The organism is Streptomyces sp. NPDC048258 (assembly GCF_043201995.1).
Taxonomy (GTDB): Bacteria; Actinomycetota; Actinomycetes; order Streptomycetales; family Streptomycetaceae; genus Streptomyces.
The window spans coordinates 409031-431156 of the sequence record NZ_JBICZH010000002.1 but is presented as its reverse complement, the minus strand read 5'-3'; the positions used below and the strand labels follow the sequence as shown (position 1 = coordinate 431156).

The 22126-nt window shown below is 72.1% G+C and carries 16 protein-coding genes; 8 read left to right on the top strand and 8 right to left on the bottom strand.

Annotated elements, in window-relative coordinates; translation table 11 throughout:
* Positions 1-90: 90 nt before the first annotated feature.
* From ACGFYQ_RS06110 to ACGFYQ_RS06100, 3 genes are read left to right on the top strand one after another with little or no spacing between them, the layout of a single operon-like run.
* Complete coding sequence (locus ACGFYQ_RS06110; protein WP_393740917.1) at positions 91-1302, top strand: glycosyltransferase family 4 protein; 1212 nt, start codon at positions 91-93, stop codon at positions 1300-1302.
* Positions 1299-3056 carry a lipopolysaccharide biosynthesis protein gene (locus tag ACGFYQ_RS06105; protein ID WP_393740436.1) on the top strand — a complete coding sequence of 586 codons (1758 nt, stop codon included), beginning with the start codon at positions 1299-1301 and terminating at the stop codon, positions 3054-3056. Before ACGFYQ_RS06110 ends, ACGFYQ_RS06105 begins: the two co-directional genes overlap by 4 nt.
* A complete protein-coding gene (locus tag ACGFYQ_RS06100) occupies positions 3053-4261 on the top strand; it encodes a hypothetical protein (protein ID WP_393740434.1) in 1209 nt (402 codons plus the stop codon). The genes ACGFYQ_RS06105 and ACGFYQ_RS06100 overlap by 4 nt, the downstream gene beginning before the upstream one ends.
* A gap of 173 nt (positions 4262-4434) precedes the next feature.
* On the opposite strand, the gene ACGFYQ_RS06095 is transcribed toward ACGFYQ_RS06100, so the two are convergent.
* Complete coding sequence (locus ACGFYQ_RS06095; RefSeq protein WP_393740915.1) at positions 4435-5934, bottom strand: hypothetical protein; 1500 nt, start codon at positions 5932-5934, stop codon at positions 4435-4437.
* A 132-nt stretch (positions 5935-6066) separates the two neighbouring features.
* On the opposite strand from ACGFYQ_RS06095, the gene ACGFYQ_RS06090 reads away from it, so the two are divergent.
* Together ACGFYQ_RS06090 and ACGFYQ_RS06085 are read left to right on the top strand one after the other, a co-directional pair.
* Entirely contained in the window at positions 6067-6606 is a 540-nt protein-coding gene (locus ACGFYQ_RS06090) for a WcaF family extracellular polysaccharide biosynthesis acetyltransferase (RefSeq protein ID WP_393740432.1), read from the top strand.
* The gene (locus tag ACGFYQ_RS06085; protein ID WP_393740430.1) at positions 6603-7721 is read left to right on the top strand and encodes a glycosyltransferase; all 1119 of its coding nucleotides are present in this window, start codon (positions 6603-6605) and stop codon (positions 7719-7721) included. Before ACGFYQ_RS06090 ends, ACGFYQ_RS06085 begins: the two co-directional genes overlap by 4 nt.
* A gap of 247 nt (positions 7722-7968) precedes the next feature.
* On the opposite strand, the gene ACGFYQ_RS06080 is transcribed toward ACGFYQ_RS06085, so the two are convergent.
* The 4 genes from ACGFYQ_RS06080 to gmd form a co-directional block, all read right to left on the bottom strand.
* Positions 7969-8187, bottom strand: a complete 219-nt coding sequence (locus tag ACGFYQ_RS06080) for a DUF6458 family protein (RefSeq protein ID WP_362402837.1) — start codon at positions 8185-8187, stop codon at positions 7969-7971.
* Positions 8188-8317: 130 nt separating this feature from the next.
* Positions 8318-8992, bottom strand: coding sequence for a hypothetical protein (locus tag ACGFYQ_RS06075; protein WP_393740428.1), 675 nt, complete (start codon positions 8990-8992; stop codon positions 8318-8320).
* 99 nt (positions 8993-9091) lie between these two features.
* Positions 9092-11866: a LamG-like jellyroll fold domain-containing protein gene (locus tag ACGFYQ_RS06070; protein ID WP_393740426.1), complete on the bottom strand. Its 2775-nt coding sequence runs from the start codon at positions 11864-11866 to the stop codon at positions 9092-9094.
* Between the two features lie 247 nt (positions 11867-12113).
* Entirely contained in the window at positions 12114-13127 is a 1014-nt protein-coding gene (gene gmd / locus ACGFYQ_RS06065) for a GDP-mannose 4,6-dehydratase (RefSeq protein WP_393740424.1), read from the bottom strand.
* A gap of 194 nt (positions 13128-13321) precedes the next feature.
* Here gmd and ACGFYQ_RS06060 point away from each other — a divergent pair, with 194 nt between their 5' ends.
* Positions 13322-14269, top strand: coding sequence for a GDP-L-fucose synthase family protein (locus ACGFYQ_RS06060; protein WP_393740422.1), 948 nt, complete (start codon positions 13322-13324; stop codon positions 14267-14269).
* Between the two features lie 18 nt (positions 14270-14287).
* Here ACGFYQ_RS06060 and ACGFYQ_RS06055 read toward each other — a convergent pair whose 3' ends face one another.
* Positions 14288-15763, bottom strand: a complete 1476-nt coding sequence (locus tag ACGFYQ_RS06055; protein WP_393740420.1) for a sugar transferase — start codon at positions 15761-15763, stop codon at positions 14288-14290.
* Positions 15764-16144: 381 nt separating this feature from the next.
* Between ACGFYQ_RS06055 and ACGFYQ_RS06050 the strand changes: the two genes are divergently transcribed.
* Positions 16145-18415: a M4 family metallopeptidase gene (locus tag ACGFYQ_RS06050; RefSeq protein WP_393740418.1), complete on the top strand. Its 2271-nt coding sequence runs from the start codon at positions 16145-16147 to the stop codon at positions 18413-18415.
* A gap of 224 nt (positions 18416-18639) precedes the next feature.
* Here ACGFYQ_RS06050 and ACGFYQ_RS06045 read toward each other — a convergent pair whose 3' ends face one another.
* Both ACGFYQ_RS06045 and ACGFYQ_RS06040 read right to left on the bottom strand, forming a co-directional pair.
* On the bottom strand, positions 18640-19236 hold the full coding sequence (locus tag ACGFYQ_RS06045; RefSeq protein ID WP_393740416.1) for a hypothetical protein: 597 nt from the start codon (positions 19234-19236) through the stop codon (positions 18640-18642).
* 157 nt (positions 19237-19393) lie between these two features.
* Positions 19394-20935 (bottom strand): MFS transporter, encoded by a 1542-nt coding sequence (locus ACGFYQ_RS06040; RefSeq protein WP_393740414.1) that lies wholly within the window; start codon positions 20933-20935, stop codon positions 19394-19396.
* Positions 20936-21094: 159 nt separating this feature from the next.
* Between ACGFYQ_RS06040 and ACGFYQ_RS06035 the strand changes: the two genes are divergently transcribed.
* Positions 21095-22111 (top strand): Lrp/AsnC family transcriptional regulator, encoded by a 1017-nt coding sequence (locus tag ACGFYQ_RS06035; RefSeq protein ID WP_393740412.1) that lies wholly within the window; start codon positions 21095-21097, stop codon positions 22109-22111.
* The last annotated feature ends 15 nt before the right edge of the window (positions 22112-22126 follow it).

Here is a 22126-nt window from a genome sequence, read left to right as displayed (position 1 = left end):
TTCCGCACCGTGCGGGTGAACGAATAGGGTGACGTGCGCATCATCCAGGGGAGAAGGGGACGTTCAGTGTCGAGATCCGGTCACCGGCGCATGCTGCTGGTTTCCACCAATTACGCTCCCGAGCACGCGGGGATTGGGCCGTACGCCACCCAGATCGCGGAGCACTGGGCAGATCTCGGCCACGAGACCCACGTCCTCGCCGGTATGCCGCACTACCCGGCGTGGTCGCTGGAGCCGGAGTACCAGGGGGCGCTCCGGCGCACGGAGCAGCGCGCGGGGGTCACAGTGCACCGGCGTGCGCACACCGTGCCGCAGGAGCAGACCGCCGTGAAGCGGGCCCTTTTCGAAGGATCGATTCTGCTGCACGGCGCCGTGGCCCCGCCCAAGATGCCGAAGCCGGACGCGGTCCTCGCCCAGATGCCCAGCCTGGCCGGCGGGGTGCTGGCCGCCCGGCTCGCGGCGCGTTGGAAGGTCCCGTACGTCCCGGTCGTCCAGGACCTGATGGGCGCCGCCGCCGCGCAGAGCGGGATCAGCGGCGGCGACAAGGCGGCCGCGGTCGCCGGCCGCGCCGAGGCGTACGCGCTGAAGCGGGCCACCCTCGTCGGCGTCATCCACGAGACCTTCGTGGACCGGGTCGTCGGCATGGGCGTGGACCCCGGCAGGATCCGCCTCGTCCCCAACTGGTCCCACGTGGCGGTGCCCACCAAGCCGCGCGGCGAGACCCGCCGCCACCTGGGCTGGGCCCCCGACCAGACCGTCGTCCTGCACTCCGGGAACATGGGCCTCAAGCAGGGGCTGGAGGTCCTCGTGGGCGCCGCCCGGCTGGACCCGGGCGTGCGCTTCGTCCTCATGGGTGACGGCAGCCAGCGCTCGGCCCTCGCCGAGCTCGCCGCCGACGTCCCGAATCTGGACATCATCCCCCCTGCCGCTGACGGCGAGTTCCCCGATATCCTCGCGGCGGCGGACGTACTCGCTGTCACCCAGCACGCCGCCGTGCTGGACATGAGCGTTCCGTCGAAGCTCACCTCCTACTTCCAGGCGGGCCGGCCGGTCGTCGCCTCCGTGGCGGCGGAAGGCGGAACCGCCCAGGAGGTGGAGCGTTCGGGGGCAGGGGTGCTCGTACAGCCGGAGGACCCCGAGGCGCTGTTGAAGGCCGTACGGGCCCTGGCCGAGGACCCCGAAGGCGCGGACGCACTGGGAGCGGCCGGACCCCGCCACGTGGCGGCCCATCTGAGCCGTGAAGCGGGCCTGGCCCGCATCGACGCACTGATAGACGAAGCACTTGGGGGTCCCCGGCCGTGATCGAGACGAACCGCCCTGCAGCGGCACCGGCCGAGGACGAACCGGACCTCCTCCGGGATCAGTTCCGCCAGCTCCTGCGCTACCGCCGGCTCATCGGCGCGGGCATCGGGGTCGGCCTGCTGGGCGGCGTCTACCTCGGCATCTCCACGGCCGACACCTATGTCGCCACCGCCGACGTCGTCCTGCGCGCGCCCACCGACGACCCCTTCAACCCGAGTCTCGCCCCCGACAAGGCGATCAACATCGGCTCGGAGCGCCAGGTCGCGCTCAGCTCCTCCATAGCCAACGAGGCCGCGAAGAAGCTCGGCGTGTCCGCGTCCGGCTTCGCCGCCCTGCGCAGCGGCCTCCAGGTGACCAACCCGCCTCAGACGATGGTGCTCCGCTTCACGTACACCGCGTCCTCCCCCAAGGAGGCCGCCAAGCGCGCCAACGCGATGACCGAGGCGTACCTGCTCAAGCGGCAGGAAGCCCTCGACGCCACCCGCGACAAGATGGTCAAGGGATACAAGGAGCAGCGCGATCCGATCGCCAAGCAGCTCGACGAACTCTCCAAGGAGATCGCCCGGATGCCCGCCGGCGCCGGGCGCGACGCGGCCAGCTCCGCCAAGACCGACCTGCAGAGCGAGGTCGGCGGCTACAACACCAAGATCACCAAGCTCGAAGCCCTCGACATGACCCCGGGCCGGGTAACCAGCGCCGCGACCGCGCCCACCGCGACCGACGGGCCCGGCATCGTCATGTCGCTCGCGCTCGGCGCGGCCGTGGGCCTCGCACTCGGCCTGCTGGCCGCCTGGGTCCGGCTGGTCTTCGACCCGGCGCCGCGCTCCGAGGGCGATGTGGCGCGGTCCCTGCGCGCGCCCGTACTAGGCTACCTGCCCCGGGACAGGACGGGCGGCGGACCGCTGCTCGCCGCCGGCGAGGCCGATCCCCGGGTCGCCGAGGAGTACCGCTCGGTGGCCTTCCGGCTCGCCTACGACTCCCGCTTCGCCGACCGGCGCCGGCTGCTCGTCGTCGCCCCGCGCGGCAGCAGCGAGACCGCCGCCGCGGTCGCCGTGAACCTCGCCGCCTCCTTCGCGGAGACCGGCAAGGACGTCCTGCTCATCGAGGCCGACCTGCGCACGCCGGTACTGGCCAGCCAGCTGCCGACGGACGCCGGCGGCCGGCCCCGGTGGAGCCGGACCCCGGGCAGCCCGACCGCCGGCGGACGCCACGCCGACTCCGAGTGGCCCGACGGACGCCAGCTCGTCGTCGACGCCGGGGAGTCCGGCTCGTTCGACCTGATTCCGGGCGAACGGGCGCGCAACGTCCCGCGCGCGCTGACCTCCGCCCGCGCCACCCAGCTGATCTCCGAGGCCGACTCCCCCAACTCCACCGTGGTCGTGCTCGCGCCGCCCGTGCTCTCGTACGCCGACGCCCTCGCCCTCGTCGACCGCGTCGACGGCGTCCTGGTCGTCTGCAACCCGCGCGCCGTCCACCGCACGGACCTGTCCCGGATCCGCGAGCTGATCAGCGGCGCCGGCGGCACGGTGCTCGGTGCGGTGCTGCACGCGCCGCTGCCCGGCGAGAAGCGCGGCCGGGCCAAGGACAAGATCGTCCCGGCCTCCACGGGGCCGGCCGCCGGATCCGGAACGTCCGGGAAGGCCGCTCCGCAGCCCCAGCCGATTCCGTACGAAGTGGCCGAACCCGAACAGCACATCCCCGGTGACGGCACGGACACCGTCGCGCTGCGCACCGTCCGCATGGGCCGCAGATGAGCCGACGCGGCCGCGCGGCGGTCGCGTCGGTCCTGGACCAGGCCGCCTCCAGCGCCACGAACATCCTGGTGCTGGTGCTGGCCGCCCGGCTGTCCACCGAGTCCGGCTTCGCCGACTTCTCGATGGTGTACGTGACCTTCACCGTGCTCCTCGGACTGAACATGGCCTACGTGGGCCAGAGCGTCGTCCTGGAGAAGGGCGAACTGGGCGCGGTGTGCCGGTCGGCCGTGGGCTTCACAGGAGCCGCCTCGGCGGCGGTCGGGGCGGTGCTGGCGGCCGTGGGCCTGGCCCTGTCCGGCGCCACGGGGCGGGCGTTCCTCGCGCTGGGCCTCGTACTGCCGCTGGTGCTCCTCCAGGACGGGCTGCGGTACTGCTTCTCGGCGCTGCGCGCCCCCGAGCGGGCTCTGGCCGCCGACGCGCTGCGGCTGGTGTGCGTGGTCGCGGCGCTGGCCCTTCAGCCGTCGGGGGCTTCCGCGGGGCGGCTGGTGCTGGTGTGGGGGGTCTCCGCGCTGCCGGCGCTGGGCCTCGGGCTGTGGCTGCTGCGACCGTACATGCGCGGGGCGCGGGCCGATCTGCGGCCGTACGTGCGGCGCGGGCACCTGGGGCAGCGGTTCGTGGTCGAGTTCGCGGTGGGCAACGGCTCCAGCCAGCTCGCCGTGCTGGGCCTCGGCGTCTTCGCGACGCCGCTGGCCGTCGGTGCGCTGCGGGGTGCGACGACCCTCTTCGGGCCGCTGAACGTGCTGTTCAACTCGGCGAACTCCTTCGGGCCGCCGGTGCTGTCGCGGCTCGGCGGCAAGCGGGCCACGGTCCGGGCGACGGCGCTGCTGGGGGTGGTGCTGGCCGTGCTCGGCGCCGGGTGGGGGGCGGTGCTGTACGCGCTTCCCGACCGGGTGGGCCGTCAGCTGCTGGGCGACACCTGGGCCTCGGCGTCCGGGCTGCTGCCGGCGACGGGGGCCCAGTACGCGGTGATGGGGCTGGGCACCTGCGCGCTGCTCACCCTGCGGGTGCTGGCCCCGAAGGCCACGCTGTCGTTGCAGGTCGTCTTCTCGCTGCTGTCGGTGGTGTTCCTGCTGGCCGGCTACGCGGCGTTCGGGGTGGCGGGCGCCGCCTGGGGCCTGGCGGCCGGCTCCGCGGCCAAGGCCGGCGCGGGCTGGCTCCGCGTCTCCCGCCTCCGGGCCCCCGCGCCCCACCCGGTCCCGGCCTGATCCGCTGCCGCGTTCGGGTGCGGCTCACAACACGGCGCTCCGCGCCCGCGCCTCAATCGCCGGCGGGGCTGAACTTGCCCTGCGGGGTTCGAGCGCAGCCAGACCGAGCCCCGCCGGCGTTTGAGGCGCGGGGCGCGGGGCTGAACTTGCCCCGGCAGCGGCGGCGAGCCCGGTCAGCGCAGGGTGGTGGACTTGTCCGTGCGGTAGGTCGCGACCAGCGCCAGGCACAGGGCCGCGATCGCGACGCGCCCCGACGCCTGGAGGAGCGGACCGCGCAGCAGGATGAAGGAGTAGCCCGCGACCAGCGGGACCACCACCGAGATCAGACTCCCCGGCGGCGCCCGCCGCGTGGCGCGCTTCGCGTAGCGCCGGTCCACGCGGGCCGAGGCGTACCCCATGGCCAGCAACCCGCCGCCCATGCCCAGCGGGCCGAAGTCGATCCACAGCTCCGCCCAGATCGGGGAGGAGAGGTTGGTGTTGACCGTGCCCATCCACTGACCGACCATCACGCCCGTGTCCCGCGGCTTGCCCGGCCACACCGACCGCGGCACGGCGAAGAAGACCGACCCGGCCAGCTGACGGCCGTAGAAGTGCCCGGGACCGGAGTTCGAGAAGGTGATGGTGTTCGCGAACATGCCGATCTGGTCGTAGTCCTTGAGCGCCATCGGCTCCAGGAAGGACGTGGTCTCGACCGGCCGGTAGTTCTTCTCGTCGTACCGGAAGCGGTCCGCGAACGGGAAGACGAGCAGGGCGATGACCACGGCCATCGACAGCGCCACCCGGTACATCGCCGCGCTGACCGGGAAGACCGTGAAGAGCATCGCGAACATGACCGTCAGGAACCAGTAGCGCGGGTTCGAGATCGGGTTGTTGACCACCAGGTTCAGCACGGCGAGCGCCGACCAGGTGACGATGATCGAGACCTTGCGGCGGGCGAACTTCGAGGTGATCAGCCAGCGCGTGTAGAGCAGCAGCGACAGCAGCGCCGGCACCGTGCCAAAGCCGCGCAGCAGGGCCTGCCCGGCCTGGCCGTCGCCGTTGGAGACACCCGCCTCCTGGATCCCCGCGATGATCTCCTGGCGGCTGGAGAAGAAGACCGCCGGACCGCCGAGCTTCATCACGAAGACCGCGCTGCACGCGAAGGACAGGACCGTGAGCAGCTGGAGCCGCCGCCGGTGGGCCATGACGGGGCGCGACTGCTTCTGGGAGCCGCCCGCGCGGCCGGCCGGCCGGTGGCGGGCGAGCAGCACGCCCACGTCGAAGGCGGTGCAGCCGAGCAGCACCAGGCCGATGGCGACGGTGAGGTCGGAACGGGGCCCGACGACGGGAGTCGGGACCTGGCCGAGGACGGCCTGCGCGAGGGGGGCCACGCCCATGGCCATGTAGACGAAGAGCCAGAAGGAGCCCTGGAGCAGCTTGCGGCGGCTGGTCAGCACCATCGCGGAGAGGCGGGCGCCCGCGTACATGGTGAGCAGCAGCTGGAGCCAGAACGCCGCGTCGCGCTGGCCCGCGCCGGACTGGACGGCGACGAAGAGCGGCAGGAAGACGGTGAAGCCGAGGGCGAGCGGGACGGACAGCGCGCGGGAGAGCAGGGTGCGCGGGGTGGTGACCCGGCCCCACAGGGTCTCGTCCTCCAGGGGGTGCGGCGCGGGCGCTACGGAGGGCTTGCGTATGTCCGTTGCCACTGCCGCCCCCACCCCATGTGCCTGGTCCGGGCGCAGTCTAGTCTGAGCGGGCGGCGCCCGGGGAGGCGCCGGGGGTCCCCCCGACGATGTCAGGGGGAGGGTGGATGATCGGGGCTTCCGTTGCGTGACCTTCCTGCCTTCACTCTGGCCGGATACGACAAGGGGCGCGGGCTGCTGACGCAGGCGCTCTGGTTCGCCGTGATGAACACGCTGTTCATGAGCTGGTTCTGTCCCGCGCGGCTGCGGGTCGCGCTGCTGCGCGCCTTCGGCGCGAAGATCGGCGAGGGCGTGCTGATCCGGCACAGGGTGCGGGTGCTGTGGCCGTGGAAGCTGACCGTCGGGGACCACACGTGGATCGGCGAGGGCGCCTGGCTGCTGAACCTGGAGCCGGTGACGATCGGTTCGCACGTGTGCCTCTCGCAGGAGGCGATGCTGTGCACCGGCTCGCACGACCACCGGGCCGCCGACTTCCGCTACCGCAACGCCCCGATCACGGTCGAGGACGGCGCGTGGGTGGCCGTGCGGGCGACCGTGCTGGCCGGCGTGACGGTGGGCCGCTGCGCGGTCGCGGGCGCGGGTGCCGTCGTACACAAGGACCTGCCGGAGCTGACCCTGCAGACCCAGGACGGGCGGCGCCGCCCGGTGGAGGAGCCGAAGTGAAAGTCCTGCACGCCGTCACGCTGCACTCCCCCTCGCACGCCTTCGGCGGGCCGGTCCGGGTCGCACTGAACCTGGCGAAGGGGCTGCGGGCCCGGGGCCACGAGGCGCGGCTGCTCGCACTGGGCGAGGGCTTCGAGGAGTGGCCCACCTCCGTGGAGGGCGTCCCGGCGAAGCTGTTCCCGGCCCGCAGGCTGCTCCCCCTCGGCTTCAGCGGGATGACCTCGCCGGCGCTGCTGGCGTCGGCCGGCCGCCTGGTCCGGGAGGCCGATGTCGTCCACGTCCACCTGGCCCGGGACCTGGTGACCCTGCCGGTGGCCCTGGCGGCGCTGCGGGCCGGCAGACCCCTCGTCCTGCAGACCCACGGGATGGTGGACCCGAGCGAGAAGCTCCTGGCCAAGGTGCTGGATGCGGTGGCGGTACGCCGGCTGCTGCGCGGCGCGGACACGGTGCTCCACCTGACCCCGCACGAACGGGAGGGCCTGGAAGCGGTGGTGGGGGCGCCGCCCCTGGCGAACGCGGTCCGCCTGGTCAACGGCACCCCGGCGCAGGAGGAACGTCCCGCCCTGTCCGGCCCGCCGCGCGTCCTGTACTCGGCGCGCCTGCAGGCCCGTAAGCGGCCGGTGGACTTCGTGGACGCGGCCCCGGCGGTCCTCGCGGCGCACCCGGACGCGCACTTCGTGGTCGCGGGCCCGGACGAGGGTGAGCTGGCGGCCGTCCGCGCCCGCGTCACGGCGCTGGGCCTCTCGTCCCGCTTCACCGTTCCGGGAGCCCTGTCCAGCGAGGAGGTCCTGGCGGAGCTGCGCCGGGCCCACGTCTACGTACTGCCCTCCGTGGACGAGCCGTTCCCGATGTCGGTCCTGGAAGCCCTCGCGGTGGGCGTCCCGCCGGTGGTGACCCACTCCAACGGCCTGGCCCGCGACATCGCCGCGGCGGGCGCGGGACACGCGGTGGACCCGGGCCCGGCGAGCGTCTCGGCGGCGGTCCTGTCCCTGCTGGACCCGGCGGCGAACGCGGCGGCCTCGCGGGCGGCGCGCGAACTGGCCGCGGAGTCCTTCTCGATGGACGCGGTCCTGGACACCCTGCTCCCGGTGTACGAGGCGGCCCGCCGCAACTAGGTCCTGTCCCGGACCGACAGGACCCGGCCCCCTCTAGTGCTGTGGCCGGAAAGGTTTGCCGGGGCGCGGCTCCCCCAGCTACCTCCCCCAGACTCCGTCCGGGGGGACCCCCAGGGAGGTGCCCCCAGGTGCGGTGCATCGCAAGGCGGAGGGCCGCGGCTCGTACTGGACGTACTTGCGCGGTCCGACAACGCGGCGAGGTGCCGTGCCGGGTGTCGCGACCCGGTGAACCTTGCCGGTCACAGCACTAGACGCCGTCCCGGCGGCGTTCCTCCACCACCGGGATGGCGCCCGCGGCGCGACGGCGTTTGAGGACGCTGGAGTACACGGCGAGGCCGATGGCCCCCGCCGCCATCATGATGAGGCCGACCAGGTCGAGGTCGACGCTGCGCATCTCCCAGTCGGTGGCGAAGGTGAGGATGGCCCCCACCACGATCAGGCCGATGCAGCCGCCCAGGCCACTCATAGGACTCGCCTCCGCATGCCGGTGTCGTGGTCGCGTACTGGCACGCGGCTACCCCGCCCCGGCACACGAAAACGCCCCCGGGGACCGGCGGTCCGGACCCGGGGGCGTTCTCGTACGGCAGTGGCCGCCCTTACGCGGGCAGCCAGGCGTAGCAGCCCGAGGAGTTGAACTCCGCCGTGCCGGACGGGATCGTCGCCGTGATCTTGTCGCCCGCCTTGGGCGGGGTCTCGGGGCCGGAGGCCAGGACCGAGCCGTCCTTGGCCTTGGCCTCCCACGTGCAGGTGGTGGCCTGGGTCAGTGCCCGGTACGTGCCCGCCGCGGGCGACTGGCGGGGGCCCTCGGGGAAGCCCTTCTCGGCCGCCGCGAGGATCGGCTTCTGCTCCGGGCACAGGAGGGTGATCGCATCCTTGGCGCCCGGGATCTCCCCCGTGATGACCGCGCCGGTCGCCGCGTCCTTGTCACGCTTCGCGGTGCGCTCCACGCGCTGGCAGGCGTCCTGGCCGCTCTGCAGGACGGCCGCCGGATCCATCTTCTCCGGGACGCGCCCGCTCAGGTACTTCTTCTCCTGCGCCGTGAAGCTGCCCGTCTTCGGGGTGAGCTTCGCGTCGGGCAGGACGGGGCCGGCCGGCTTCGCGTCGGGCGCGGGCGCCGAGGGCGCCGCGCTGTCCGCGGGGTCGGGGGCCGCCGACGAGGCCGGGGGCTTCGCCTCCGCGCCGGAGTCGGCCTTGCCCCCGCCCGAACTGCAGGCGGTCAGCGTCAGGGCGGCGGTCAGCAGAACAGCAGCCGCTGCGGAGCGTCGGTACATCGGATGGCTCCCGTACTTACTGGGTGGGACAGGAGTGCGGGGCCCGGCCGCGTAGACCGGGCCCCGCACTCCGTCAGGCGGTTACTTCGGTTCTCGTCGCTACTTCGCGCCGAAGGTGAGAACCAGCTGCGGGATGCCGTCCGCGGCCGTGGACTCCGAGGACCAGATCCACAGCGGGTCGGTGCCCGTGCTCGTCAGGCCCAGGCTGTAGCTGGTGCCCAGCACCGCGGAGACCGCGGCGGTGTCCAGCTCGACGTTGTGGACCGCCGAGCCGTCCGGCACGCCCGTGATGGTGCCGAGCGGGGTGGTGCCGAGGGTGGGCTTGGTGTTGAAGGTCGTGCCCGCGCCGCTCCAGGTGCCGGTGACCGGGACCACGGACACGGTGTCGGCGGTGCCGGCGCCCGTCTGCGTGGTGGTCTTGACCTGGAGGGAGGCGGACTTGAGGACCTGGCCGGCCGGCGCGGCCGGGAGGGCGAAGCGCAGGTACGTCTCGTACGCCGAGGTGCCGCGCACCGCGAGCGAGGTGGACGTGCCGTACGCCGTGCTCGGGGCGCCCTGGTTGATGTAGGTGTCCTCGGTCGCGTTGACCTTGGAGACCGTGTCGGTGGCCGCCTTGGCCAGGGTGAAGTGGTTCTTGACCTGGGTCTCGGTGAGCGCCGACGGGTAGACGGCCGTCTCGTCGATCTGACCGGCGAAGAAGTTGCTCGTCGGACGGGACGGCCAACCGTTCAGGTTGTCGCCACCGACGTGCCAGTAGCCCGCGTAGGTCTGCGTGCTGGTGCGGTTCGTCGAGTCCTTCTTCTGGCCGTCGACGTACAGGGTGATGCCGCCGGGGCCCTGGGTGGCGACCACGTGGTGCCACTTGTTGTCGTTGTACGTGTCGAACAGCCCGGTGGAGACGGTGCGGGCCGAGCCGTCGGAGACGCCGAAGAACAGGCGACCGGTGTTGGTCATGTAGATCTGCCGGTCGTACGAGCCGCTGCTGCGGTCGGTGTTGCTGCCGAAGCCGATCAGCTTGCCGCCGCGGGTGCTGCTCGTCTTGAACCAGGTCTCCAGGGTGAACGCGGCACCGACCGTCTGGCGGTGGTCGCTGTAGACCTGCTGGCTGGTGCCGTTGAAGCCCATCGCCGTGCTGGTGCCGGAGACCGCGCCGGGGGTCTGGCGCAGGGCCGGGGCGTTCAACTGGACGCCGCTGGTGTTGCCGCTGACCGAGGAGTCGGCGACGTACGGGCTGACGGTGTCGTCGTAGCGCCAGTACAGGTTGGCGCCGTCCGCGCGGACCTGGTTCGGGTACGCCTGGGCCGAGGCCGGGACCGTCACCGACACGCTGGCCGACAGGGAGCTGGTGTTGCCCGCCGCGTCGGTCGCGGTCAGGCGGTAGCTGTACGACTGGCCGGCCTTGACCGTGGTGTCGACCCAGGAGGCCTGGGGCCGCTCGAACTCCAGGGAGTCCGCGTTCACCGTGGCGGCGGGCGTGGCCGAGCCGTTGCGGTAGATGCGGTAGGTCAGCTTGCTGTCGTCCGCGTCGTAGCTGGTGCGCCAGCGGACCTGCGCCTCGCCGGGCTTGACGCTCGCGGCGCTGACCACCGGGGTGGTCGGGGCGCCGACGTCGCCGGTGGAGGCGAAGCGGGTCAGGGCCTGCTGCGGCTTGCCGTTGATGAGGGTGAACTCACCGCCGACCCACATGTACTTGACGTCGTTCTTCTCCGCGACGGACATGACGCGCGGGCCGATGCCCTCGCCGAGGCCGTCGTTGGCGGTGGGGAACCAGCCGAGCTTGCGCGGGCCGCGCACGAAGCCGTTGACGGGCGCGGGGGCGGCGCCGGTGTGGTCGGTCGGCTGGGCCAGCAGGAAGTGGCGCTTGCCGTCGGGGTACTCCAGCTCGGTGGAGCAGTCGTGCGCGTGCGAGGAGCTGTAGAGCACCCCGTCGTACGGCAGCACGTACTGGGTGGCGCCGAGGCAGCGGTCGCGCCACTTCTCGTTGAAGTCGGTGCTCAGACCGATGCGGCCGTCGAAGACGCCGCCGCCGGAGCCCTCGCTGCCGGTGTAGTAGCCCGTCGCGTCGGCCGAGATGTCCTTGACCACGGAGTTGGACGGGATGCTGGTGTACGTCTTGGTGACGGCACCGGTGGTGGCGTTCACCACGGCCAGCGCGTGCGTGTTGGCGCCGTTGACCGAGAAGAAGTCGCCGCCGAGCAGGACGTTCTTGCCGTCGTTGCTGATCTCGATGGCGCGGCCGGGCTCGTCGGCGTTGGCGACGAAGGGCTTGAGGGCGCCGGAGGAGGCGTCGACCGCGGCGAAGCGCTCGCGGGTCTGGCCCTCGACGGCGGCGAAGTCGCCGCCCACGTACACGGTGTCGTCGGTGACGGCGAGCGCGCGCACGGTGGCGGGGACGCTCGGGTGGAACGCGGCCTTGGGGGTGCACGTCTCGATGTCGACCGCGGCGAGGCTGGAGACCGGAGTGCCGTTGACGGCGCCGAAGTAGCCGCCCGCGTAGAGGGTCTTCTTGTCCTTCGAGACGGCCAGCGTGCGGACCGTGGCGGTGCCGTCGCCGACGGTGAAGGCGAGCTTGCACGAGGTCGGGTTGCCGGTCGCGGCGTCGAGCGCGACGAAGTTCACGGCTTCCTGCTCGGTGCCGGCGGCGCCGTCGGGCGGGCGGACGGCCGAGAAGGTGCCACCGGCGAAGACGGTGCCGTTCGCCTGGGCCATCGCCCACACGATGCCGTTGGGCTGCCACGTCGGCAGGTTGTCGGCGGTGAATGCCACCGGCGCCGTGATGGCGGAGGCCTGCGGCATCAGCACGAGGCCTATACCGGTGCCGGCACCGGCCAGTGACAGGACGAGGGCAGCAGTCAGCCCTCTGGATCTACGCATGAGCCCCCCAGGGCAATCGCCCGGTTTGATGGCTGGAACTATCCGAACAGCCATATGTACTGGCGCAGACTAGGGCTCACGTGAGGGCCCGGTCACCTCACTTGACCCATTGCATACCAACTTGGAATCAACAGGGTTCAGCATGGAGGGTGCACTACGGACATACAGCAGGTTTGACCCGGTCGCACCCGCAGGGACCTGCGGAGTATGACCGGGACACGGCAAATCGTAGGGGAAATATAAGGCCTCAGCGGTCGATGCGTACCGTCACGCCCGCCAGTTGGTCCTCGACCTGGCGGATGTCGGCGTCGACCATGATCCTGGCCAGTTCGTCCACCAGGACCGTCGGCTTCCAGCCGAGCCGGTCATGGGCCTTGGAGGCGTCGCCGATGAGTGCGTCGACCTCGCTGGGGCGCTCGTACTTGGGGTCGTAGCGCACGTGCTCGTTCCAGTCGAGACCGGCGTGCCCGAACGAGGCCTCGACGAACTCGCGGACGGTCGCGGCCACACCGGTGGCGACCACGTAGTCGGTGGCCTCCTCCTGCTGGAGCATCCGCCACATCGCGTCCACGTACTCCGGGGCGTAGCCCCAGTCGCGGACGGCGTCGAGGTTGCCGAGGTAGAGCTTCTCCTGGAGACCGGCCTTGATGCGGGCGACCGCACGGGTGATCTTGCGGGTCACGAAGGTCTCGCCGCGGCGCGGGGACTCGTGGTTGAAGAGGATCCCGTTGACGGCGAACATGCCGTAGGCCTCGCGGTAGTTCACCGTGGTCCAGTAGGCGAAGACCTTGGCGGCGCCGTAGGGGCTGCGCGGGTGGAAGGGGGTGCCCTCGTTCTGCGGCGGCGGGGTGGCGCCGAACATCTCGGAGGACGAGGCCTGGTAGATGCGGGTATCGATACCGCTGGCCCGGATCGCCTCCAGCAGGCGCAGCGCGCCGAGGCCGGTCACGTCGCCCGTGTAGAGGGGCGCGTCGAAGGAGACGCGGACGTGGGACTGCGCGCCGAGGTTGTAGACCTCGTCGGGGCGTATGTCGCGGAGCAGGTTCACCAGGGCGACGCCGTCGGAGAGGTCGGCGTGGTGCAGGACGAAGGACCGGTTGGCGGTCTGCGGGTCCTGGTAGATGTGGTCGATCCGCTCCGTGTTGAAGCTGGAGGACCGCCGCACCAGACCGTGCACCGTGTAGCCCTTGGAGAGCAGGAGCTCGGCGAGGTACGAGCCGTCCTGCCCGGTGACGCCGGTGATCAGTGCGGTCTTGCCCATGGGGTCCCCCTGGTGATGGTTGCTGTTCGTTGTCTTGAGCGGGCTGCACCCCCGGCAGCGCCCGGCCCGCCGGGGCGCGTGCCCGGGGACTGGATGCGTACCGTACACGCCCGGTCCGGCCGTCTTTGCGGCGGATTCCGCGGTGCGCCGGACTGCTGCCACCTCCGCGGGAGCGGACTGGCATCATCGGCTGTATGACAAGTTCGCTGCCGCTGCTGCCCCCGAACGCCCGCGTCTTCGTCGCGGGCCACCGCGGCCTCGTGGGGTCGGCGGTCGCCCGCCGGCTCACCGCCGACGGCCACGAGGTGCTCACCCGGGGCCGCGCCGACCTCGATCTGCGTGACGCCGCCGCGACCGGGGCGTACCTCAGGGACGTCCGCCCGGACGCCGTCGTGCTGGCCGCCGCCAAGGTCGGCGGGATCATGGCCAACAGCACGTACCCGGTGCAGTTCCTGGAGGACAACCTCAAGATCCAGCTCAGCGTCATCGCCGGCGCGCACACCGCCGGTGTGGGTCGGCTGCTGTTCCTCGGCTCGTCCTGCATCTACCCGAAGCTGGCCCCGCAGCCGATCAGCGAGGACGCCCTGCTGACCGGCCCGCTGGAGCCGACCAACGAGGCCTACGCGCTCGCGAAGATCGCCGGCATCGTCCAGGTCCAGTCGTACCGCAAGCAGTACGGGGCCTCGTACATCTCGGCGATGCCGACGAACCTGTACGGCCCGGGCGACAACTTCGACCTGGAGTCCTCGCACGTCCTGCCCGCCCTCATCCGGCGCTTCCACGAGGCCGCCGCCGAGGGCCGCGAGGAGGTCACCCTGTGGGGCAGCGGCACCCCGCGCCGGGAGTTCCTGCACGTGGACGACCTCGCCGCCGCCTGCGTGGTGCTGCTCAGCGGCTACGACGGCGACGAGCCCGTCAACATCGGCTGCGGCGAGGACCTGACGATCAGGGAGCTGGCCGAGACCGTCGCCGAGGTGACGGGCTTCCGGGGCAGGCTCGCCTGGGACACGTCCAAGCCGGACGGGACCCCGCGCAAGCTGCTCGACGTCGGCCGGCTGACCGCCCTCGGCTGGAAGCCCGGCATCCCGCTGCGGGACGGCATCGCCGCCACCTACCGGTGGTGGCGCGAGCAGAACGGCTGATCCCAAACCCGGAGCCTCTCAGTACGCTCCGCGACCGTCGACGACGGCGCGGAGCGTGCGGCCCATCACGTCGACGTCACTGGTGAAGGACCAGTTGTCGACGTACTGCAGATCGAGCTGGATCGTTTCGTCCCAGGACAGGTCGGACCGCCCGCTGATCTGCCACAGCCCCGTCATGCCCGGCCGCACGGTGAGCCGGCGCAGTTCGACCTCGTCGTACTTCGCCACCTCCTCCGGCAGCGGCGGGCGCGGGCCGACCAGCGACATGTGGCCGGTCAGGACGTTGATCAGCTGCGGCAGTTCGTCCATCGAGGTACGGCGCAGCAGCCGGCCCACCCGGGTCACCCGGGGGTCGCGGCGCATCTTGAACATCAGGCCGTCGTGCTCGTTGGCCCCGGCCAGCTCGGCCTTGCGGGAGTCGGCGTCCACCACCATGGTGCGGAACTTCCACATGACGAACGGGATCCCGTCGCGGCCGATGCGCCGCTGCCGGTAGAAGGCCGGGCCGCGCGAGCCGAGCCGTATCGCCAGGACGATCCCGAGGAAGACCGGGGAGAGCAGCAGCAGCCCGGCCGCGGCGCCCGCCCGGTCCAGGGCCGACTTGAGCAGGGTCTGCACGCCCCGGCCGACCGGCGGCAAGACCCGCAGCACGGCGAGTCCGCCCGCGGACAGGGTCTCCAGCCGCTTGACGGAGACCTCCACCAGTCCGGGGAAGACGGCCAGTTCCAGCCCGGCGTCGTGCAGGGCCCAGGCCACGCGGCGCAGCCGCTCCCCGGCGATGCGCGCGCCGGGGGCCACCAGGACCAGGTCGGCGTGCTGGCTGCGGACGGCGCCGAGCACGGCCGCGGAGTCTCCGTTGGGTGCCGTGGGCATCGCCGCGTCGAGCCGGGCCGCCACGGGCACCCCGCTGGCGAGGGTCCCGCCGCCGACCGGGACCACGCCGACGACCACGTACGGATGGTCGGTGCGCGCGGCGAGGTGGGCGATGACGTCCTCGGCCGCGTCGGGCTCCCCTATCACCAGGACGCGGCTGACGGCGTGGGCCTCGCGGCGGGCGGCCGTGAGGTGGCGGTAGGTCAGCTTGTGGCAGGCTACGGTGATCAGCAGGGCGGGCAGCAGGGCCCCGAGGGCGGAGAGCCGGGGGGTGTCCTCCTCGGTCACCACGCGGGCCACCGCGAGCACACCGATCAGAATCAGCCAGTCGTGTACGACGGGCAGCACTCCGCGGGATTCTCCGAGCGCCCGGGCCGCGTACCGCCGGCGCAGCAGCTGCACCCCGGTCCATGCCAGCGCGGCGCCGAGGGCGCAGTAGAGGGGCCGGACCTGCTGGGCGGCCGCGAAGACGAGCCCTACGGGAACGGCGGCGCCGAAGAAGTCGGCGGTGACGGCGGCGGGCAGGTACCAACGGGCCTTGTCGCCGAGGCGCCGTGCGGGCAGGAAGGACGCCTGGGCCGTTCCGGCCACTCTTTGCGCAGGAAAATGGACATGCCTCATGGGCCCCCCTGGCACGTGGTCTATGACAGCGGCGACTGTCCACGGCTTCCCCTGGCAGTGAACATCTGTCGCACCGGGAAACAGTACGACAAACACCCGTTCGCCAGATGCCGTTCGGGACATCATGACCTCTTGTTGCTCAAGTGTTAGCAACCGGTATCAGGCGTTCCGAATGCCGGACGTCTCTTTCGCACGCAAAGGTGAATGGTTCGCATACCGGATACGTCTGATCGGACAACGAACCGTTTCCGGCCAACCTTTTGACACGCTCCTGACATCATGGCCCGCAGGTGGCACTCTTCGACCGTTCATCGCACCAGCCCTGATCTGCCCGGAGGCCCACCCAGCCGTCCGGAACCCCCCTTGCAGAAGGAGTCTGCGTTGAGAGCCACCCCCCAGAGGCGTGCCACCGCGGCCGGCGCGCTCGTTGCCGCGGCAGCCCTGCTCGCCGTAGGCATACAGACCGGTACCGCGACCGCCGACGCCACCGCGTCGCAGGCCCGCCAGGCCGTCCAGTCCAACCCGGGCGCGGCCAACCGCGTACTCAGCGCTTCGGAGCGTGCGACGCTCCTCGCCGAGGCCAACTCGACCACCGTGCAGGCGGCCAAGGCGCTCGGCCTCGGCGGTGGCGAGAAGCTCGTCGTCCGCGACGTGGTCAAGGACGCCGACGGCACCACGCACACCACGTACGAACGCACCTACAACGGCCTCCCGGTGCTCGGCGGTGACCTCACCGTCCACGCCAAGGACGGCGTCACCAAGAGCGTGACCAAGGCGACCCACCACGAGATCAAGGTCGCGGACACCGACGCCACGGTCGCCCCGTCGGCCGCCGAGGGCCAGGCGGTCGCCGCCGCCAACGCCGCGGGCTCCAAGGAGGCCAAGGCCTCCAAGGGCGCCCGCAAGGTGATCTGGGCGGCCGAGGGCGCTCCGGTCCTCGCCTTCGAGACCGTCGTCGGCGGCCTCCAGGACGACGGCACCCCGAGCGAGCTGCACGTGGTGACCAACGCCAAGACCGGTGCGAAGATCACCGAGTGGCAGGCCATCGAGACGGGCACCGGCAACACGCAGTACAGCGGCCAGGTGACCCTCGGCTCGTCCCAGTCGGGAAGCAACTACACGCTGACCGACGCCGGGCGCGGCAGCCACAAGACGTACAACCTCAACCACGGCTCCTCCGGCACCGGCACGCTCTTCACCGGCACGGACGACATCTGGGGCAACGGCCTGGCCTCCAACCTGGAGACCGCCGGCGCGGACGCCCACTACGGCGCCCAGGTCACGTGGGACTACTACAAGAACGTGCACGGCCGCAACGGCCTGCGCAACGACGGCGTGGCCCCGTACAGCCGGGTCCACTACGGCAACGCGTACGTCAACGCGTTCTGGGACGACTCCTGCTTCTGCATGACCTACGGCGACGGTGAGGGCAACAACAAGCCGCTCACCTCGATCGACGTGGCCGCGCACGAGATGACCCACGGTCTGACCTCGGTCACCGGCAACATGACCTACAGCGGTGAGCCCGGCGGTCTGAACGAGGCCACCTCCGACATCATGGCGGCGGCGGTCGAGTTCTACGCCAACAACCCGCAGGACGTCGGCGACTACCTCGTCGGCGAGAAGATCGACATCAACGGCGACGGAACCCCGCTGCGCTACATGGACAAGCCGAGCAAGGACGGCGGCTCCAAGGACTCGTGGTACTCGGGCATCGGCTCCATCGACGTCCACTACTCGTCGGGTCCGGCCAACCACTGGTACTACCTGGCCTCCGAGGGCTCGGGCGCCAAGGTCATCAACGGGGTGAGCTACAACTCGCCGACCTCCGACGGCCTCCCGGTCACCGCGATCGGCCGCGACGCCGCCTCGAAGATCTGGTTCCGCGCGCTGACCACCGGTCTGTTCAAGTCGAACACCAACTACGCGGCCGCCCGTACGGCCACCCTGCAGGCCGCGGCCGACCTGTACGGTGCCGGCTCGGCCACGTACAACAACGTCGCCCACGCCTGGGCCGGCATCGGCGTCGGCGCCCGCCCCCAGGTCGGCGTCTCGGTCACCAACCCGGGCAACCAGACCACCGTCACGGGCAGCGCGGTCAGCCTGCAGATCCAGGCCACCAGCAGCAACGCCGGTGCGCTGAGCTACTCGGCGACCGGTCTGCCGGCCGGCCTGTCGATCAACTCCTCCACCGGCCTGATCTCGGGTACCGCCACCACCGCGGGCACGTCCAACGTGACCGTCACGGTGCGGGACTCGGCGAACCAGACCGGTACGGCGGCCTTCACCTGGACGGTCGGCACCACGCAGCCGAACGTCTTCGAGAACACCACCGACTACCAGATCGCGGACAACTCCACGGTCGACTCGCCGATCACCGTGAACCGCGCGGGCAACGCCCCGAGCACCCTCAAGGTGGACGTGAACATCGTCCACACCTACCGCGGTGACCTCCAGATCGACCTGATCGCCCCCGACGGCACGGCGTACCGGCTGAAGAACACCTCCAGCTCGGACTCCGCGGACAACGTCGTCGCCTCCTACACCGTGAACGCCTCCTCCGAGGTCGCGCAGGGTGTCTGGAAGCTGCGGGTCAAGGACGTGTACGCGGCCGACACCGGCTACATCAACAGCTGGAAGCTCACGTTCTGACCCCCACCGGGGCCGTGTGAGAAGAAGCTGACCAGATAGACCACGGGGCCGCCCGGGAGAAGACCTCCCCGGGCGGCCCTGTTCCATGGCCGGGCCCGTGCGGGGCCCGTGCGGGGCCCGTGCGGGGCCCGCGAACGCACCAGCCGCGCCGCGCCCGCGGAATGACGCAGGCCCGGCGCCCCCGCGCCGGGGTGCCGGGCCTCGTCGGTCAGGGAGCCGCCGGGTCAGCCGATGGTGCGGAAGACCCGGTCGAGGAGGTCCTCCTCGTCCTCGCGGTCCTCCAAGTCGTCGCGGGCCTGGTCCTCACGCGCGTGGTCCTCGCGGCCGTTCGAGTCGCCCCGGCCCTCGTCGTCACGGGCCTGGTCGTCCTTGGCCTGGTCGTCCTTGGCCTGGTCGTCGCTGGGCTGGTCGTGCTTGGCCTGGTCGTCGCGGGCCTGGTCCTCGCGGCCCGCGTTCTCCCCGTCGACCGGCTCGAAGACGACCGAGACGGCCTCCACGTCCTGCGCCCGCTGTCCCGGCTCCAGGACGCGCTCGGCCTTGCCGTCGCACGTCCGGTTGTCGAAGAGGACGGCCAGCGACTCCGTCTCGTTGCGCACCTCGATGGCGGGCTCGGCGTCGGAGGCGCGCGTCAGCACGTAGCACTTGTTGTTCTCCGCGGGCCGGATCTGCGCGCTGCGCTCGTCGCCGTCGTCGTCGACGAACTGGTAGTGCAGCGTGCCGAGGGTGCGACCGCTGTGGTCGTCGGCCAGCGACTGGCCGGCGGTGGGCAGGACGAGCGCGAGGGCGCCGGCGAAGACGACGGCGGTGGTGCGAAGACGCATAGGAAGTCCATTTCTCGGGGTCCTCGGATACCGGGTCCGGTGGCATCCGCGAGCAACCGTAGGAGCGGACGAGGATGGAGAAACGATTCGGCGGGCGCAGCGCGTTCGAAGGTTCACCCGTGAGGTACCGGGTCACCCGCCTTATGGCGGCGTGCGGTTACCGCCGGGCCGCCGGACTCCCGGCCGCCGGGGCCGCCTGGCCCGGGACCGCCGCGGGGGCACCCGGACCCGGGCGCGGACCGGTGCGGACCAGCAGGAACACCGCCAGGGCGCCGGCCAGGCCCATCGCGGCCGAGACCAGGAACGTCTCGCGGAGCCCGCTCGCGAAGGCCGAGTCCACCAGCGCGTTCAGCGTCTCGCGCGCCGCTCCCGCCGGAGCCCCGGCGAGCAGCCGCCCGGCGCCGCCGGAGGCCAGCGGCTCCGACAGCCCCCGGCCGCCCTCGCCCAGGCCGTCGCGGAGCCCGGCGTGGAAGACCGCGCCGAGCACGGCGATCCCGAGGGCCGTGCCCAGCTGCCGTGCGGTGTTCAGGGCTCCGCCGGCCATACCGGCCCGGGCCGGGGCGACGGCCTCCATCGCGGTCGCGGCCAGCGCCGGGGTCGCGACGCCCACCCCCACGCCGGTCACCAGCAGCCCAGGGACCATGGCCGACCAGCCGTCACCGGCGTCCAGCATCCAGGCCTGGAGCAGCGCGCCCACCCCGATCAGCAGCAGCCCGCCGCCGATGGTCAGCCGCGCCGGCATGGCGTGCAGCAGCCGCCCGGCCACGGCCGAGACGAGGAACGCGGCCGCGCTCATCGGCACCAGCACCAGGCCCGTGCCGACCGGGCTCATCCCCTCGGCGGACTGCAGCCAGAGGGAGACGTACATCAGGTACGAGAAGGCGGCGCCCGACAGCAGCAGCCCCGCGGCCATGACCGCGACGAAGGTGCGGCTGCGGAAGAGCGAGAGGTCCAGCATCGGGCGGGAGCTGCGCAGTTCGACGAGGACGAAGGCGGCGAAGGCGGCGCCGCCGAGGCCGAGGAGGCCCAGCGTGGTGGGCGAGCTCCACCCGTTCTCGCCGACGCGGATCATGGCGTAGGTGACGGCCCCGGCGCCCGTGGTGAAGGCGGCCATGCCCGGCAGGTCGAGGCCCTTGGCGTGCGGGTCGCGGGACTCGGCGACGGCCTTCAAGGTCACGTACACGGCCAGCGCGCAGACGGGCAGGTTGATGAAGAAGATCCATCGCCAGCCGAAGTGGTCGGTGAGCAGCCCGCCGATGATCGGACCGGCCGCGGCGGCGGCTCCGTTGACCGCGCCCCAGACGCCGAAGGCGATCCCGCGGTCGCGGCCCTGGTAGGCGCCGCTGAGCAGGGCCATGGTGGTGGCGAACATGGCGGCCCCGCCGATGCCCTGGACCGCACGGAAGGCGATCAGCTCCCCCGGGCCGGTGGCCAGCCCGCAGGCGAGCGAGGCCGCGGCGAAGAGCGCGAGCCCCCCGAGGTAGACGCGGCGGCGGCCGATCCGGTCGGCGAGCGAGCCCGCGCCGAGCAGCAGGGCCGCCAGCGCCAGCGCGTAGACGTCCATGACCCACTGGAGTCCGGCGAAGTCGGTGCGCAGGTCGGCGGCCATGCCGGGCAGGGCGACGGTCACGATCGTGACGTCGACCAGGAGCATGAAGGCCCCGAGGCCCACTGCCGTCAGCGGCAGCCATTTACGCATGGGAGTTCTCCTGGGGTTCTTTGTGGGAAGGGCCTCGGACGGAGGCGCGGCCGGGCCGGATGCCGACGCCCCAAGGTCCCAGCCTCCGACCCCGTTCCCCACCCAGCGGCCCCCTCCTGCCGGATTTCCCCTACCAGAGCCCCTGTCATGATGGAAACCATGCAGCAGAGCGTGAACGAGACCGTGGAGCTGGACCCCCTCGACCGTGCCCTGATCCAGGCCCTCGTGATCGACGGCCGGGCCGCCTTCAGCCGGCTCGCCGAGGTCCTGGAGGTCTCCGACCAGACCGTCGTACGCCGGTATCGGCGCCTGCGGACCAGCGGCCTGATCCGGGTGGTCGGACTGCCGCTGGGCAGCCGCGTCGGGCTGTTCGAGTCCTGGCTGCGGGTCCAGTGCGCCCCCGACGCGGCGCTCCCGGTGGCCGAGGCGCTCGCCCGCCGCCCGGACATCGCATGGGTGACCCTGAACTCGGGCGGTACCGAGATCCACTGCATGACGCGGGCCCGTACCCGCAAGGACCGGGACACGCTGCTGCTGGAGAAGCTGCCGCGCACCCGCCGGGTGACCGGCATCAGCGCCCACACCATCCTGCGGAAGTTCTTCGGCGGTCCCGACTCCTGGGTCGGTCTGGACGAGCTGCGCCCCGACCAGATCGCGGCCCTGGAACCGCCACCGGTCGAGCCGGGGCCGGAGCGGTACGCGCTGGACGAGGCGGAGTTCGCGCTGCTCGCGGTGCTGGGCCGGGACGGCCGCGCCGGGTATCCGGAACTGGCCCGCGCCACCGGCCTGTCGGAGTCCACCGCCCGCCGCCGGCTGGAACGGCTGCGCGACCTCGGGGCGGTCTTCTTCGACGTGGAGTTCGTCCCGGCGCACCTCGGCTACGAGGCCGAGGCGACGCTGGTGCTGACCGTCCCGCCGGCCCGGATCGCGGAGGTGGGGGCGGCGCTGGCGAGCCACCGCGAGGTGGCGTTCGCAGCGGCCGTGACGGGGTCGGCCGCTCTGATGGCCGTGGCGGTGTGCCGGGACACCGACGCGCTCTACACCTACCTGACCGAGCGGATCGGCTCGGTGGACGGCGTGGGCCAGGTGGAGCTGATCCCGACCCTGCGCAGCGTCAAGCGGGCCGGGATGCTCGTGGAGGGCGGGCGGCTGGTGGACCCGCCGCCCGCCCCGTGACGCCGTACTTCGCCG